The 15,237-nt window shown below is 34.1% G+C and carries 14 protein-coding genes, 2 rRNA genes and 1 pseudogene; 9 read left to right on the forward strand and 8 right to left on the reverse strand.

What is annotated here, in order from left to right:
• The first annotated feature begins 8 nt into the window (after positions 1-8).
• The 3 genes from ABWU65_RS05775 to ruvC are packed head-to-tail and all read left to right on the forward strand — an operon-like array spanning position 9 to position 2,041.
• Positions 9-668, forward strand: a complete 660-nt coding sequence (locus ABWU65_RS05775; protein ID WP_007302513.1) for a TenA family protein — start codon at positions 9-11, stop codon at positions 666-668.
• A 47-nt stretch (positions 669-715) separates the two neighbouring features.
• Positions 716-1,543, forward strand: a complete 828-nt coding sequence (locus ABWU65_RS05780; protein ID WP_007302514.1) for a cytochrome c oxidase subunit 3 — start codon at positions 716-718, stop codon at positions 1,541-1,543.
• Positions 1,544-2,041 (forward strand): crossover junction endodeoxyribonuclease RuvC, encoded by a 498-nt coding sequence (ruvC, locus tag ABWU65_RS05785; protein WP_012481999.1) that lies wholly within the window; start codon positions 1,544-1,546, stop codon positions 2,039-2,041.
• Positions 2,042-2,226: 185 nt separating this feature from the next.
• On the opposite strand, the gene ABWU65_RS05790 is transcribed toward ruvC, so the two are convergent.
• The 5 genes from ABWU65_RS05790 to ABWU65_RS05810 all read right to left on the reverse strand — a co-directional run bounded on the left by ABWU65_RS05790 (position 2,227) and on the right by ABWU65_RS05810 (position 7,030).
• The gene (locus ABWU65_RS05790) at positions 2,227-2,850 is read right to left on the reverse strand and encodes an ankyrin repeat domain-containing protein (protein ID WP_353280644.1); all 624 of its coding nucleotides are present in this window, start codon (positions 2,848-2,850) and stop codon (positions 2,227-2,229) included.
• A gap of 18 nt (positions 2,851-2,868) precedes the next feature.
• Positions 2,869-3,435, reverse strand: coding sequence for a hypothetical protein (locus ABWU65_RS05795; RefSeq protein ID WP_353280445.1), 567 nt, complete (start codon positions 3,433-3,435; stop codon positions 2,869-2,871).
• A 166-nt stretch (positions 3,436-3,601) separates the two neighbouring features.
• Positions 3,602-4,069 carry a Holliday junction resolvase RuvX gene (ruvX, locus tag ABWU65_RS05800; RefSeq protein ID WP_012482000.1) on the reverse strand — a complete coding sequence of 156 codons (468 nt, stop codon included), beginning with the start codon at positions 4,067-4,069 and terminating at the stop codon, positions 3,602-3,604.
• Positions 4,070-4,126: 57 nt separating this feature from the next.
• Positions 4,127-5,911, reverse strand: a complete 1,785-nt coding sequence (locus ABWU65_RS05805; RefSeq protein WP_007302519.1) for a ribonucleoside-diphosphate reductase subunit alpha — start codon at positions 5,909-5,911, stop codon at positions 4,127-4,129.
• A gap of 48 nt (positions 5,912-5,959) precedes the next feature.
• On the reverse strand, positions 5,960-7,030 hold the full coding sequence (locus ABWU65_RS05810; protein ID WP_353280446.1) for a methyltransferase domain-containing protein: 1,071 nt from the start codon (positions 7,028-7,030) through the stop codon (positions 5,960-5,962).
• A 331-nt stretch (positions 7,031-7,361) separates the two neighbouring features.
• Here ABWU65_RS05810 and ABWU65_RS05815 point away from each other — a divergent pair.
• From ABWU65_RS05815 to ABWU65_RS05825, 3 genes and pseudogenes are all read left to right on the forward strand, one after another.
• Positions 7,362-10,127: ribosomal RNA gene (locus ABWU65_RS05815) — 23S ribosomal RNA — on the forward strand.
• A gap of 67 nt (positions 10,128-10,194) precedes the next feature.
• Positions 10,195-10,301, forward strand: a 5S ribosomal RNA gene (gene rrf / locus ABWU65_RS05820).
• 191 nt (positions 10,302-10,492) lie between these two features.
• Positions 10,493-11,350: pseudogene (locus ABWU65_RS05825) on the forward strand (IS66 family transposase); the annotation flags it as partial.
• On the opposite strand, the gene ABWU65_RS05830 reads toward ABWU65_RS05825, so the two are convergent.
• Genes ABWU65_RS05830 through rpmH form a run of 3 tightly spaced genes read right to left on the reverse strand, consistent with a single transcriptional unit; the run spans position 11,329 to position 12,106 of the window.
• Positions 11,329-11,550: a hypothetical protein gene (locus ABWU65_RS05830; protein WP_007302521.1), complete on the reverse strand. Its 222-nt coding sequence runs from the start codon at positions 11,548-11,550 to the stop codon at positions 11,329-11,331. The pseudogene ABWU65_RS05825 and the gene ABWU65_RS05830 sit on opposite strands and share 22 nt — an antisense overlap.
• 60 nt (positions 11,551-11,610) lie before the next feature.
• Positions 11,611-11,988 carry a ribonuclease P protein component gene (gene rnpA, locus ABWU65_RS05835; protein WP_081439702.1) on the reverse strand — a complete coding sequence of 126 codons (378 nt, stop codon included), beginning with the start codon at positions 11,986-11,988 and terminating at the stop codon, positions 11,611-11,613.
• Complete coding sequence (rpmH, locus tag ABWU65_RS05840; protein ID WP_080600798.1) at positions 11,972-12,106, reverse strand: 50S ribosomal protein L34; 135 nt, start codon at positions 12,104-12,106, stop codon at positions 11,972-11,974. Before rpmH ends, rnpA begins: the two co-directional genes overlap by 17 nt.
• A 107-nt stretch (positions 12,107-12,213) precedes the next feature.
• On the opposite strand from rpmH, the gene pstC reads away from it, so the two are divergent.
• From pstC to ABWU65_RS05855, 3 genes are all read left to right on the forward strand, one after another.
• Positions 12,214-13,302 (forward strand): phosphate ABC transporter permease subunit PstC, encoded by a 1,089-nt coding sequence (pstC, locus tag ABWU65_RS05845; protein WP_012482001.1) that lies wholly within the window; start codon positions 12,214-12,216, stop codon positions 13,300-13,302.
• 96 nt (positions 13,303-13,398) lie between these two features.
• Positions 13,399-14,835, forward strand: a complete 1,437-nt coding sequence (gene atpD / locus ABWU65_RS05850; RefSeq protein ID WP_026097268.1) for a F0F1 ATP synthase subunit beta — start codon at positions 13,399-13,401, stop codon at positions 14,833-14,835.
• A 5-nt stretch (positions 14,836-14,840) separates the two neighbouring features.
• Complete coding sequence (locus ABWU65_RS05855; protein ID WP_019236916.1) at positions 14,841-15,182, forward strand: hypothetical protein; 342 nt, start codon at positions 14,841-14,843, stop codon at positions 15,180-15,182.
• The last annotated feature ends 55 nt before the right edge of the window (positions 15,183-15,237 follow it).

A 15,237-nucleotide genomic window follows, 5' to 3' on the forward strand; every position in this document is an offset into this window, starting at 1 on the left:
TTTATGTGATGTTTAGTGGTATAATTAAGAGTTATTATGGGTCAAATCTTTTAAAGGATATTATTGAGCATCCTTTCAATGTTGAATTAGCAAATAATACTTTAAACATAGAAAACTTCAAATTTTATATACAACAAGATGCATTCTTTTTAGCTGATTATGTTCGTACTGTTTTAATGACTGCATCAAAAATGGAGAGTTGTAATAACATTGTTCCATTGATTGGGGTGGCTAAAGGAGGAATAGAGATTATGAGAGTGTTATACGACCACTACTTTACTGTATACTCCATAAATCGTGGAGAAAAGTCGCTTGAATGTTTCAATTTTACTAACTTTCTTTTGTCTACTTCGTATAGCGACATTTATGAAGCTGTAACAGTTCTTTACTCTTGCCATTTTATATATAAAATTATTGTTGATAATATGAGAAATAAAATTAAAAAAAATAATAGATATAAGGATTGGTTTGATTTTTTTGGCGGTAGTTTGATGGAATCTGGATGTGTTGCTTTGGAAGATATTGTTGACGAGTATTGTAACAAAGCAAGGGAAAGTGAAAGAACCAGAATGCTTGAATTATTTAAAATAACTGCACAATTTGAGTTAGACTTTTGGAATAGCGCATATAATTTTTCAAAATTTGATCAAGATTTTAAGAAATATTGACAATTTTAAGCTAATTTGTATGCTTGATATGTATTTTTGAAGGTGATATGAAAAGTAAAGAACATGATTTTCATTTAGTGGACCCAAGTCCCTGGCCAATTGCTATATCAGCAGCAATTCTTGTTCTTGCACTTGGATTAGTTGGTACACTCCATAAACAAATTTCTGGAATATTTGGTTTAGTTTTGGGAATCTCTGCGGTATCAGGAGTGCTGTTTTATTGGTGGAGAGATGTAATAAGAGAAGCAATTTATGATAAATGCCATACTGCCATTGTAAAACATGGACTCAAGCTTGCAATGTACTTATTTATCCTCTCGGAAGTTGTGTTTTTTATAGCGTTCTTTTGTTCATTCTTTAAAGCCTGGCTTGATCCGGTTTTTTTATTTGAAGCGTTTTCTCCTACAAAAAAAGTTGAATGGCCCCCTGAAGGGATTTTACCACCGGATCCGTGGTCGTTACCATTTATGAATACACTAATATTATTACTTTCTGGTACAACGATTACTTCAGCACATCATTTTTTACTTGAAAATGATCAAAAGAGCATGATTAAAATGCTGTCTATAACTATATTGCTTGGGATGTTCTTTATAATAGTGCAAGCAATTGAGTATTATGAAGCAAGTTTTTCTCTACAAGAAGCGGGAGAGAAACTTATCTATACATCCAACTTTTACATGATTACTGGTTTTCATTGTGTACATGTTATAATAGGGATAATATTCTTGTCAGTATGTTTATTTAGAGCTCGAAAAAATCAGATTACACCTCAAGATCATTTATGTTTTGAGTTTGCTTCTTGGTATTGGCACTTTGTCGATCTAGTATGGATATTTTTATTTCTGTTTATTTATTGGTTAAGCCTTTATTAAGTGATTAAAATAATAGGCCTAGATCCAGGGATGAGTAAGACTGGTTGGGCCATTATTAGACTGGAAGAAAAGAATAATATTAAATTTTTGGGTGGCGGTACCATATCAACTGATGGTAAATTGGGTGTAGGTGAACGTCTACATATAATTTTTGAACAATTAAAGAAAGTAATTTTCCTATACTCTCCAAATGAAGCTGCTGTGGAAAAAATTTTTATTAATAAGAATCCAAAATCTTCGCTAACTTTAGGATATGCAAGAGCAATTGCAATTTTAATATTACGAATGACGGATTTACCCATGAATGAATATGATGCAAACTATATAAAAAAGAGCATTACTGGAAATGGTCATGCTGATAAGGGTCAGATTATATTTATGGTCAAGCAAATAGTTAAAAGCTCAAATATAAAATGTCACCATACTGCTGATGCTCTTGCTACAGCAATTTGTCATGCTTATACGAAAAATTTTTGTTTTATGGGAATTGGTAGTTAATTCAAATTTTAAACTTGTAAGGCGTGGATTTTTGAAATCTTGCATCTAATTATAAATACATATCAGTTATCAGATTTAGAATATAGCAGAAATTGCTGCAGCAATAATATAACTATCTTCTATCTATAATGAAGACAAGTAGTGAATCACTATTTGCGATTCACTTTTTATCTGTTTAAGCTTTACTATCTTTCTACGGAGTTTTTAGCTTCAATTTGTAAACTATTTATTTTCGTTGCTAAAGGTTTACCTATTGTGCTGGAATTTGTGGATGACTGTTCTTTCTCTCGTGACCTATTTTTGGACAGTATCTTTCTTATTTCTTGAATATTGCTCTCTCTTTCTTCTCGAGTCGGTAATGTTGCAGTATAAGACTGATCTTCACGCAGCTTTATATAAGAATGCTCTTTACCACCAAATTTATAATTTCCAGTCATATTTTGTATAATTATCTGGACCTTTTCATAACTATAACTAAGCAGATCATTAGGCTTGTTTCCGTAATAATCAACAGCGTTTAAATCAGCTCCTTTATCCAATAATTTTTGTATTAGCTCGGAAGAGTCGCCCCTCAGGCATGCTATATGTAAAGGTGTCATACCGTTACCGAGATGAATACAATTTATATCAAGATCTTCTCTTTCTAGTAATTTATTTATAATGTTTTTTTGTTGTAATGAGGGTTGAGGGCCTTTATGTTCAGTGTTGGCATGATTGTAGCCTTTGGCTATAGAAAGAAGAATAGGATTATTTCCATATCGTAGGTTATACTTATTAATGTTTTTGGTTTGATTAATGAGATATCCAATTCTTTTGCTGTTTGAATTTTATATATCCATCATAAGCTGAGTATTGTCACTTATAGCAGCTGTAATACTACCACCAGTAAAGCGAGGCATATCATATTTTTCTGGAGATAACAATTTAATATGGTTATTATCGAAATGAAAGCGACATATTACTAATCCAAGATCTCCGCCAGTTCTCTCAAATTTTTGATAACTTTGAGGAGATTCAAACTCTCTAAAAAGCTTAAGTTGCCCTTCCTCCTGTAAATAGCAAATCTCTGTGTACTTGCTAAGTTTTAGTTTATTCTGTGCAAGATATTTGAGGGTACGGGCCACAAGTTTCCCATTCTCTTCACAATAGTATATTCTGTACACATAGTACATTCCCTTGCTTACTAATTCACACGTATCATAGTAATCTTGGTAACCTTCTCTAACAATCTGATCAATTTTTTCTTTATGTGCACCAAATTCATGATTTTGCAACGAAAGATGTTTATACAATATTTCTTTAAACTTCTTTTCATCTAGCTTTGATGACGGTTCTGTAAAGTATTTTAATGAAGGTTGAGTATTTTTTATGAGCTGTTTCACGGTTTCATTCATAGTTATCTTCTCATTTACATGCTTAAATTATACCAATATTTTTAATATTGTCAATAATTAGATTAATTATCTCATTTATAATTATAATAACTTAATATATCTCTCTCTTGTTTAATAGTTAGTGTTGTGAATTAAGCTAAAAAAATGACAGAAACGGAACCAATAGCTATTTAATTGCATTTATCTTATCCAATGTTCGTTGCAGAATAATACATGCAGCAATTTTATCATCTATTTTTTTTGATTTTGTGATTGATATTCCAGTAATTTTTAGTGCGTGAGTTGCAAGAGATGTTGATAGACTTTCGTCTTGTAGGTATATGTGTACTTTGCATTTTTTTATTATTTTATTTGCAAACTGGATTATTACTTTGCACCATTCGGTCTCTTGTTCATCTATTGTGAATGGTAGTCCTATTACCATTGATCCAGCTTCATTTTCTTTAAGCACTCTATTTAGATAACCTAAATCTTTGCTCATATTTCTTCTATAATATATACTATGAGCTGTAGCTATAAGCTGTGTTTTATCACTAAATGCTATGCCTATTTGTTTTTCTCCCATATCAAGGCACATTATACGTTTATCTCTTGGAATAGACTTTAGAAATTCATCTGGATTTCTATGTAGCATCTATGAAAACATAACTTTTGTACAATTGTATTTTTGTGACAGTAAGTTATGTACAGTCTACTGGCATGATAGACATTCATCATAATTAATATCTGTTTTTTGTTGCAATATTTCACTTTTTTTGAATATGTCATGTGAGACCTTGTCAGCTCTCTGCATTGATTGTGATCTGCAATAATACAAGCTTTTTAATCCTTTTTTCCAAGCAAGCATATGTATTTTGTGTAAGTAACGTTTATGCACATTGGCAGGTAAGAACAGATTTACTGATTGAGATTGACAAATATAAGGAGTTCTATCACTTGCATGTTCTATGATCCATTGTTGATCAAGTTCGTATGCTGTTTTAAATGTCAGTTTTTCATGCTTGCTAAGAAAATCTAAATGCTGAACAGAACCCTCATTTGTTGAAATTGAGGACCATATTTCATCATTGTCTTGATTTTTTTCTGCTAGTAGTTTTTGCAAGAATTTATTTCGTACTACAAATGAACCTGTAAGTGTCTTCTGTATAAATACGTTTGCTGCATACGGCTCTATTCCAGGAGAAGTGTTGCCTGCGATAATCGAAATTGAGGCAGTTGGAGCAATAGCGAGCTTATGTGTAAACCTTTCCATTAGATCGATTTCTTTAGCGTCAAGACATGGCCCTTTTTCTTCTGCTAATTTTTTAGAAACTACATCCGCTTGCTCGCGCAAATGCTTAAATACTTTTTTATTCCATTGTTGGGCTGTTACTGATTCAAAAGGAACCATTTTACTTTGTAAAAATGAATGAAAGCCCATCACACCAAGACCGATACTACGCTCTCTTATTGCGGAATATTTTGCTCGCTGTATTTCATTTGGTGCTTGGTTTATGAAATCCTCTAATACATTATCAAGAAAACGCATTATATCTTCTATGAAAAGCTCATTATCTTTCCATTCTTCGTAGTATTCAAGATTTACGGATGATAAACAACATACAGCAGTGCGTGACTTTTTCAGGTGATCGTAACCTGTAGTTAAAGTTATTTCACTGCATAGGTTTGACATTTTGATGTCTAAGTTGAGTTTTTTGTAAGATTCTGGCTTATTGTTATTTGTTGCATCAAGGAAAATAATGTAAGGTTCTCCAGTTTCAACTCTTGCTGTTAATATTTTAATCCATATATCCCGTGCTTTTACTGTTGAAATAACTTTATTGTTATGAGGGCTTATTAAATCCCATTCTTGATCATCTTCAACAGCTTGCATAAACTTATCTGTTACTATTACAGCATGATGTATATTTAATGCTTTGCGATTTGGGTCACCACCAGTTGGCTTACGTAAATCTAGAAACTCTTCTATTTCTGGATGCCATACAGGAAGATAAACTGCTGAGCTTCCTCTTCTTAAGGATCCTTGGCTGATTGCAAGCGTCAGAGCATTTTGTACTACGATAAATGGCACAATTCCTGATGTTTTACCGCTACCTTTGACACTTTCACCAATTGAACGTAAATTTCCCCAATAACTACCTATTCCACCACCACGTGCAGCGAGCCAAACATTTTCATTCCATAAATCAACTATTCCCTGCAAGCTATCTTCAGTTTCGTTAAGAAAGCAGGAAATAGGCAATCCTCTCTTGGTACCACCATTACTAAGTATTGGAGTTGAAGGCATGAACCATAAATTGCTCATGTAATCATAAAGACGCTGTGCATGCTCTTTATTATCAGAGTAGTAATTGGCAATACGTATAAAGAGATCTTGATAACTTTCATTTTCTATTAAATACCTGTCCAATAGAACTGCTTTTCCAAAATCAGTTAATTTACTATCCTTTGCGTAGTTAATAGCAATGTAATTCATAAGACTCCCTTTATGATAATATAGACATTTATTTGAGCGATTTCTCGATTAAGTTGTTAAATTTTTTTGTGGATACTGTAATGCAAACAAGATACCATCAACTTGGCTGCCATATATTTTACAGTAACTCATTTGACTTATTTGCATATTTGTTTCTTTTGCAACATGCTGAATATAATCTTCTGAGTGACGAAAATAATCTCCTTTGTTTACAAAGTCAATACCTTTACCTTCCTTTCTTCTTACTAAACATACAATAACCCCTTTTTTGTTTGTCAATCCTTTTGCTAGTTCCAATTCTGCTAGAAAATCATGTAGATAGTGTAGCACTTCAGCAAAGATAATTACATCATACTGCTGGTTCTTCTCTTGTTTAAGAAACTCTTTCATTTCTGTATGTATTAACTCATCGTAAACAGGTTTACCTTTTATAAGGCATCCTCTTGCAATATTGAGCATTCTATTTGAGATGTCAACTCCTGTTATGCGACTTCTAATATTACTTATTTTTAGGAAGTGACCACATATTCCAGTACCGCAACCAAGGTCGAGTATATTCAGTTTAGAAGTGGAGTTGTTAAAGACTTTTGTAATTATCATGTATACTAGTTCATGCCCTCTGTATTGTTTGGCAATTAGCCAATGCTCAACAAAATATTCACCTGTGTAATCAAAATATTGCTTTATGAGATTTTCAGGCAATTCCACAATATCTGATGTGTTTGTTATTTTCTTTATATAGTAAGAAGCTTCTTTATGACTACTATCTAATTTTAGGGTTTTTGTTAAATAATTATAAGCTTTGTTAGTATTGCCTACTGCAAAATGACATCTTCCGATATTATACCAGACTAGAGGTAAATTAGGGTAGAATATGCTAATTAACCAAAATCTTAACTTTGCATCTGATATATTACCTTTATAGAAGTGATATAACCCGATTTCAGTGTTGGTATTTAACAGGTTTTTAGATTTTTCAAGAAACACTACAATTTCTTTATGGAGAGTACTGTATTTATCCATAATGAAATTTTTTACTTTTTTACTATTTAATAAGCCAGTGAGCTTGGATATACAATTTAAAGCAAAGTTTTTTATAAAAGATAGATTACTTTTCATACATTAGAAATACTCCAAATGTTCATTTTCATTTTTAGGTAACTAATTTTAACACATTTTATCTTACAAAATATCTTTTTCATTAATTTTTCTGTACATATCAATTTGTCAAATATTTCTTAGATTATAATGTTTAAGATTGCTGGTATATTGTTGTTGATAATAATAGGTAAATGTTTTGTGTAAAAAGGCGTTGACATATGATTTATCAGATTGTAACATATAAAAGATTAGTTTTTAGATGTTTGAAAAGTTTTATGGTAGAGATTATTTAATCTCAATTCAATTGTAAGTTAATATTTAACTCTGCATATTCTACATATAGTCAGATAAATAAATTATTAAGAGCACTTGATGGATGCCTTGGCGTTAAGAGGCGATGAAGGACGTGGCAGGCTGCGATAAGCTGCGGGAAATTGTCAACAAATTTTGATCCGCAGATTTCCGAATGGGGAAACCCAACTAGCTTAGCTAGTTATTATATACTAAGTATATAAAGCAAACTTGGTGAACTGAAATATCTAAGTAGCCAAAGGAAAAGAAATCAACCGAGATTCTGTTAGTAGTGACGAGCGAAAGCGGAAAAGGCTAGTGATTTAAAAATAAGAATTAGAATACTCTGGAAATGGTAACCATAGAAGGTGATAGTCCTGTACAAATAGAAAGTTTTTAAATCCTTGAGTAGAGCGGGGCACGTGAAATCCTGTTTGAATATGGGGGGACCATCCTCCAAGCCTAAATACTCCTTAACGACCGATAGTGAACAAGTACCGTGAGGGAAAGGTGAAAAGAACCCCGGGAGGGGAGTGAAATAGAATCTGAAATCAAGTGCTTACAAACAGTTGGAGCTCTATATCAATTTATTGATATTTAGAGTGACAGCGTACCTTTTGCATAATGGGTCAGCGAGTTAATCTATGAAGCAAGCTTAAGCCGATAGGTGTAGGCGTAGCGAAAGCAAGTCTGAATAGGGCGTTTAGTTTTATGGATTAGACCCGAAACCAAGTGATCTAGTCATGACCAGATTGAAGGTATGGTAAAACATACTGAAGGATCGAACCAGTTAATGTTGCAACATTATTGGATGAGTTGTGATTAGGGGTGAAAGGCCAATCAAACTTGGAAATAGCTGGTTCTCCGCGAAATCTATTTAGGTAGAGCGTTGTATTTATGTTGTTGGGGGTAGAGCACTGGATAGACTAGGGGGATTCATCATCTTACCAAATCTAACCAAACTCCGAATACCAATAATTAATTATACAGCAGACACACTATGGGTGCTAAGTCCGTGGTGGAAAGGGAAACAGCCCAGATCACTATCTAAGGTCCCAAAATTACAGCTAAGTGGGAAAGGAAGTAGAAAAACCATTACAGCTAGGAGGTTGGCTTGGAAGCAGCCATCCTTTAAAGAAAGCGTAACAGCTCACTTGTCTAAATAAGTTTTTCTGCGCCGAAAATGTACCGGGGCTAAAGCTGTATACCGAAGATGTGGGTGCTTATTAATTTCGATTAATAGGCGCGGTAGCGGAGCGTTCCGTAAGTCTGTGAAGGTGGTTTGTAAAAACTGCTGGAGATATCGGAAGTGAGAATGCTGACATAAGTAGCGTAAAAGAGTGTGAAAAACACTCTCACCAAAAATCTAAGGGTTCCTACGTTAAGTTAATCTGCGTAGGGTTAGTCGGTTCCTAAGGCGAGTCCGTAAAGGAGTAGTCGATGGCAATTAGGTTAATATTCCTAAACCTCTTAAGTGTGACGGGTTTTGTATTTGTATAGGTCTTATTGGATTGATCTATGCTTAAAAGAAGCTCCAGGAAATAGCACTTAATATTTATGAGGCCGTACCGTAAACCGACACTGGTGGATGAGTAGAGTATACTAAGGTGTTGAAAGAATGATGTTGAAGGAACTCGGCAAATTATACCTGTAACTTCGGAAGAAGGGTAACCTGCTTTTAGGCAACTATAAGTAGGTGGCACAAAATAGGGAGTAGCGACTGTTTACTAAAAACACAGGACTCTGCAAACACGTAAGTGGAAGTATAGGGTCTGACGCCTGCCCGGTGCTGGAAGGTTAATAGGAGGGGTGCAAGCTCTGAATTGAAGCCCCAGTAAACGGCGGCCGTAACACTGACGGTCCTAAGGTAGCGAAATTCCTTGTCGGGTAAGTTCCGACCCGCACGAATGGCGTAACGATTTCTCCACTGTCTCCAACATCACTTCAGCGAAATTGAATTCCCCGTGCAGATGCGGGGTACCCGCGGTTAGACGAAGAGACCCCGTGCACCTTTACTATAGCTTTACATTGCTATTAAAAGTGTGATGTGCAGGATAGGTGGGAGACTTTGAAGTTATGGCGCTAGCTATAATGGAGTTAACCTTGAGATACCACCCTTTACACTTTTGATATCTAACTATGTTTCATTATCTGGAACTAGGACATTGTATGGTGGGTAGTTTGACTGGGGCGGTCGCCTCCTAAAAAGTAACGGAGGCGTGCGAAGGTAAGCTAGAGCTGGTCGGAAATCAGCTTGATAGTACAATGGCATAAGCTTGCCTGACTGCGAGGCTGACAAGCCAAGCAGAGACGAAAGTCGGTCATAGTGATCCGGTAATTCTGTATGGAAGGGTTATCGCTCAACGGATAAAAGGTACGCCGGGGATAACAGGCTGATGGTGTTCGAGAGTTCATATCGACGACACCGTTTGGCACCTCGATGTCGACTCATCACATCCTGGGGCTGGAGAAGGTCCCAAGGGTTCGGCTGTTCGCCGATTAAAGTGTTACGTGAGTTGGGTTTAGAACGTCGTGAGACAGTTCGGTTTCTATCTGCCGTGGGTGAAGGAAATTTGAGAAGATCTGACTCTAGTACGAGAGGACCGAGATGTATATACCTCTGGTGTACCAGCTGTTATGCCAATAGCATCGCTGGGTAGCTATGTATAGATGGGATAATTGCTGAAAGCATATAAGCAAGAAACCCTCTTCAAAAAAATTTCCCAATTAAGGCCGTGGGAGACTACCACGTTGATAGGCTAGGTGTAGAAGCATGGTAACATGTGAAGCTAACTGGTACTAATAGCCTGATTGATTTATTTGCTTTCTATATGTGCATATGCAGTGTTAAATATTAAATTAAAATTTATTAAGTCAGAAATTTTTGTTGACTTGGTGGCTATAGCAAAAATGAACCACCCGATCTCATTTCGAACTCGGAAGTGAAACTTTTTAGCGCCGATGATACTTAAAAAGGGAAAGTAGGTCGTTGCCAAGTTTATAAAAATTTCTTCTTATTTATATCTTTTCAGTAGAGCGATGAAACAAGGTAAACATAGAGTAGCTGTGAGGTAATATAACTGATCTTTTAGAACTCTGCGAAAACTTTAAGATAAAAGTAGAAAATTTAAAAGTAGAATTTGTCACTTATTTCCAAATCAGGAGGAGAGATAGCAGCATTTAACAAATCATCAAACAATTGATCTTCCGAAAATCAAACTTTATATAATTGAATATTAATTAAGTTGTTGGAGATGAGGAGAAAGAAGAAGTAGCAAACTACCAAAAAGCAGATACATTTGGTCCAATAGTTAGGTGATAATTGTAGCACTTAGTGGATCTTATAAAAATTCAAAACGTGAAAATTATAAGTGATGTTTTTAATGTGAATTGAAAGCGTATCAAATAGTGAATATAGAATTCCCTCAAATGCAAAAAGGTGTATGAGCAAATCGAATAAGAAAAGTGAGGTTTTGCGCATCAACGTGTTATAATAAAGGTAAACTTGGTTAGTGCTGAAGCAATACTGCAAGTTTTAAAGGGAAAGAAGATTTAAAAGACAGTGTATGTTGCAATCGTAATAGTCGCTGAAAGGTACTTTGAAACATAGCTGGACTATTGAAGTTAAAATTCTGGGCTGTTACTTAAAAAACGCATCCACTGAATTATTTATGCTAAAAAAAGCTTTATTAAAAAATGAAACAGAAGTGTAAGAAAGTTGCAAAACGTATAAGGTATTACTTGAAGCTACCTATCTGAAGCAACTGGAGCTTCTCAAGTTGCGAAAAATATTTTAAAATCTGAAAGAATGATGTGAAATTTTTTAAGTAAACCAGAAAGTATTCCACTATCACGCTGAACAGCAAATTAGGCATTATATCGTTTACTGTAAAAGCTCATATTTTACGTAATCAGAGCTAGGAACTTGAAAGGATAATTTCATTATACTTAACATGGAAACAAAGAGAACTATACAATCCCCTACCTATCGTTTCTTCAACCACTTCCCTGAACGGGTACTTTTATCAAACTATTCTCTTATTGTAATGAGTTGCTTCTATATTAAAATTTAGCAATTTCCCTCTAGGATTATCTTTATTTTGTTCTAAATATTGGCTTTGTTCAAATGCCATTCCCCATTGTGTACGATAGCTAGACTTTCTATATTCATAAAAACTCTCTTCAGCATTATTTGTATCGAGCTTTTTATCTTGTTTTTTTATACTTTCTACCTCAAGCACCCACATCTATTAATTTATTTTAAAAACCTCACTTATCTTATCATAAAAAATATAGCTGTAAATACTTTAGTGAAAATTCCTTCTTATTTTATCTTTCTTTAAGCAAATATTGAGGTCTTTTTGTAAATTTTTATAGCCTGCTTGCATAATGTTTTGATGGGTTAGTATTATGTAATAGTATCCTACATTACTTATATTAGAAATGCTAACTTTAGCTAGCATTCGTAATTGCCTTTTTATTTTATTTCTTTTTGCTGCTTTTCCGACTTTTTTACTGATAGCCAGACCTACTCTAATAACATGAATATACTTTTCAGGTTCTCTTTCTTTTATAGCATATAGTGATATATATACCCCTCGATAAAAAAGACTGTAAGATGCTAATCTGTTTTTAAAAGCAAAGGAAAACTCTTTTTTTTTATGCTTACTATGCGCATAATTTATTACACCCTAATGAGCGACGCTTATTAAGAATTTTTCTTCCAGCTTTTGTTGACATACGTGAACGAAATCCATGTTTGTGCTTTTTTTTAAAATTTTTTGGTTGAAATGTTCTTTTCATTGTTTTTATATTAATATGACTATTTATTTTAAACTATTTTGCTCTATTGTCAAATAATGGTCAACTTCTGTGGCATTCTTGTTGAATAAAATTTGATATATGGAAAAATGAATTTAATTATAGGCGTACTTGTTTTACTAGTCCTTTTATTTTGTTTGAGTAAGTTTCAAGCAGTAAGTAAAGTTAAGTCTTATATATATTTGAGTTGTATGTGGATGCTACCTTGTTTGTTAGCATTCTATGATGGTTATTTTATAACTTCTATTTCTATAGCGTTACTTTTTTTTATGCTGATTTTTATCCTTAAAGGTAAAAGAAATAAGATGGTAAAATTTTTGTTATTTATGGCTTTAGCAATATCACTTTTTATCACTTTATTTATAATGCTATCTATTTTTGTTCAGTCCATTTCTTTTTTTAATAAAGTAGCTATTTCAGAATTCTTATTTTGCTTAAAATGGAAGCATAATGTAGCTATTATTGGTGAAGGAGAGGTGGGGTGTTTTGGTATAGCGCCACTTTTAGTGGGGACATTACTTATAACTATTGTAGCAATGTTAGTTGCGGTGCCGCTTGGTTTATTTTCTGCAATATATATTAGTGAGTATGCGAGTGAAAAAGTGCGTTATGTTATTAATACAGCCTTACAGGTTTTGTCTGCTATTCCTACTGTTGTATATGGATACTTCTCAGTTATATTTTTGTCTTTTTTTATAAAGCAGGTAGCAAATTTTTTTAATTTAAGTATACACTCAGAAAGTGCTTTGATTGCTGGTTTATCGATCGGGGTAATGATTCTTCCTTTTATTATTTCTTTGCTTGAAGATGCTATAAGATCTGTTCCAAAAAGTTTACGTTATGGTTTTATGGCGCTTGGCGCAACACCAGCGGAAACTATATGGCATATAACAATACCTTATGCAATGCCTACAATTTTAAGTGCAATTTTATTATCAATTTCAAGAGTAATAGGTGAAACAATGATTGTACTAATGGCTGTGGGAATCAATGCAAATTTGACCTTTAATCCTCTCAATTCAGTTACTACTATCACTGTACAAATTGCTACATTACTTACCGGAGATCAGGATTTCAATAGTGTGCAAACTCTTGCTGCTTATGCGCTTAGTTTGGTGCTGTTTGTTATTACTTGGCTATTGAATGCATTTGCATTGTTTATAATGAAACGTAACTAGTAAGTGTTTTAATATTGCAAAATTTCTGTTAATAATATAAGATTTATTTTCTTTAGAAGTTCTTTTATAGAATTGTAGTGTTAGGTGATGAAAGAGATGAGTACAGGTAAAGTAGTTAAAATAACTCAAGCAGTTGTTGATTTAAAATTTGAAGACGGGTTGCCTAAGATATTTAATGCTTTAAAAAGCAAACTAAAATATAAGGGCAAGGAGCTAGTTTTAGAGGTTTCACAGCATATAGGTGACAATATAGTTCGTTGCATTGCTATGGATAGCACAGATGGTATGTCAAGAGGTGATGAGTTTGTTGATACAGGTGCACCAATATCAGTTCCGGTTGGACGCTCAACTTTAGGAAGGATTTTTAATGTTGTAGGGGAGCTTATAGATGAGTGTGGTCCGCTAAAAGGAAAGTATGATTTAGAACCTATACATAGATCACCTCCAAGCTTTACTGAGCAGAAGATACAGGAAGAAGTTTTAGTTACAGGAATAAAGGTTATAGATCTTCTTGCTCCTTATCTTAAAGGAGGAAAAATTGGCTTATTTGGTGGAGCTGGTGTTGGTAAAACAGTTCTGATAATGGAGCTGATTAACAACATAGCAAAAGCTCATAAAGGATTTTCTGTGTTTGCTGGAGTAGGAGAGAGAACGCGTGAAGGTAATGATCTTTATAACGAGATGATTACTTCGAATGTAATAGATATAAGTGAGCACGAAAAATCTCAAGCCGTTTTGGTTTATGGTCAAATGAATGAACCTCCTGGAGCAAGGGCTAGGGTTGCTTTAACAGCACTAACTATGGCGGAGTATTTTCGTGATCATGAAAATCAAGATGTTCTATTTTTTGTAGATAATATCTTCCGTTTTACTCAAGCTGGCTCTGAAATTTCTGCTTTGCTCGGAAGAATACCGTCGGCTGTTGGTTATCAGCCAACTCTTGCGACTGATATGGGCGCTATGCAAGAGAGAATAGCCTCAACTACTGCTGGTTCTATTACTTCTGTACAGGCTATATATGTTCCTGCAGACGATTTGACCGATCCAGCTCCAGCAACGACATTCTCTCATCTTGATGCAACCACAGTGTTGTCAAGGCAGATAGCTGAAATGGGTATATATCCTGCTGTTGATCCACTTGACTCAACTTCTCAGTCTTTATCTGCTGAAATCATTGGTGAAGAACATTATAATGTGGCTTCTGAGGTGAAACGTATATTGCAAACTTATAAGTCGCTGCAAGATATTATCGCAATACTTGGTATGGATGAACTATCTGATGAAGATAAAATTATTGTTGATAGAGCTCGTAAAATTCAGAAGTTTCTTTCTCAACCTTTTCATGTTGCGGAGGTATTTACTGGCATGTCTGGCAAATTTGTTTCACTTTCTGATACTATTTCTAGTTTTAAAGGAATTATTGAAGGTAAATATGATCATCTGCCAGAAGCTGCTTTTTATATGGTGGGAAGTATAAGTGAAGCAATAGAAAAGGCTGAATCAATAAAAGCTGAAGTTGGAGCCGGACATTAAAGATTATGAACACTTTTAAGGTGCAATTTTTTTCTCCTGATAATCGAATTTCATTCGATGAAGTAGTTTCTCTTTCAGTGAACGGGCTTAAAGGGGAATTGATGATTTTAGCCTACCATTCCCCTTATTTAATTTATTTATTGCCTGGTATAATTACTGCTCAAATGAGTAACCAGACAAAGGAAAAAATTGTAATTGATAATGGTATATTGGAGGTTGCAAATAATAATTGTAACATTGTAACAAATCAAATTCAGGTTTTTGATCATTTGACTCATGATGAGGAATCATTAAAAAATAAGAGAGTTGGTATATATTTAAGTTATCTTGATGTCAAATCTCTTTAGGGGCTCTTTTTTTGTTCAAGAAATGGGTTTACTCTTGTCATCTCAATGTTTGTCG

The organism is Wolbachia endosymbiont (group B) of Silvanus unidentatus, from assembly GCF_964028615.1.
In the GTDB taxonomy this organism is placed as follows: Bacteria; Pseudomonadota; Alphaproteobacteria; order Rickettsiales; family Anaplasmataceae; genus Wolbachia.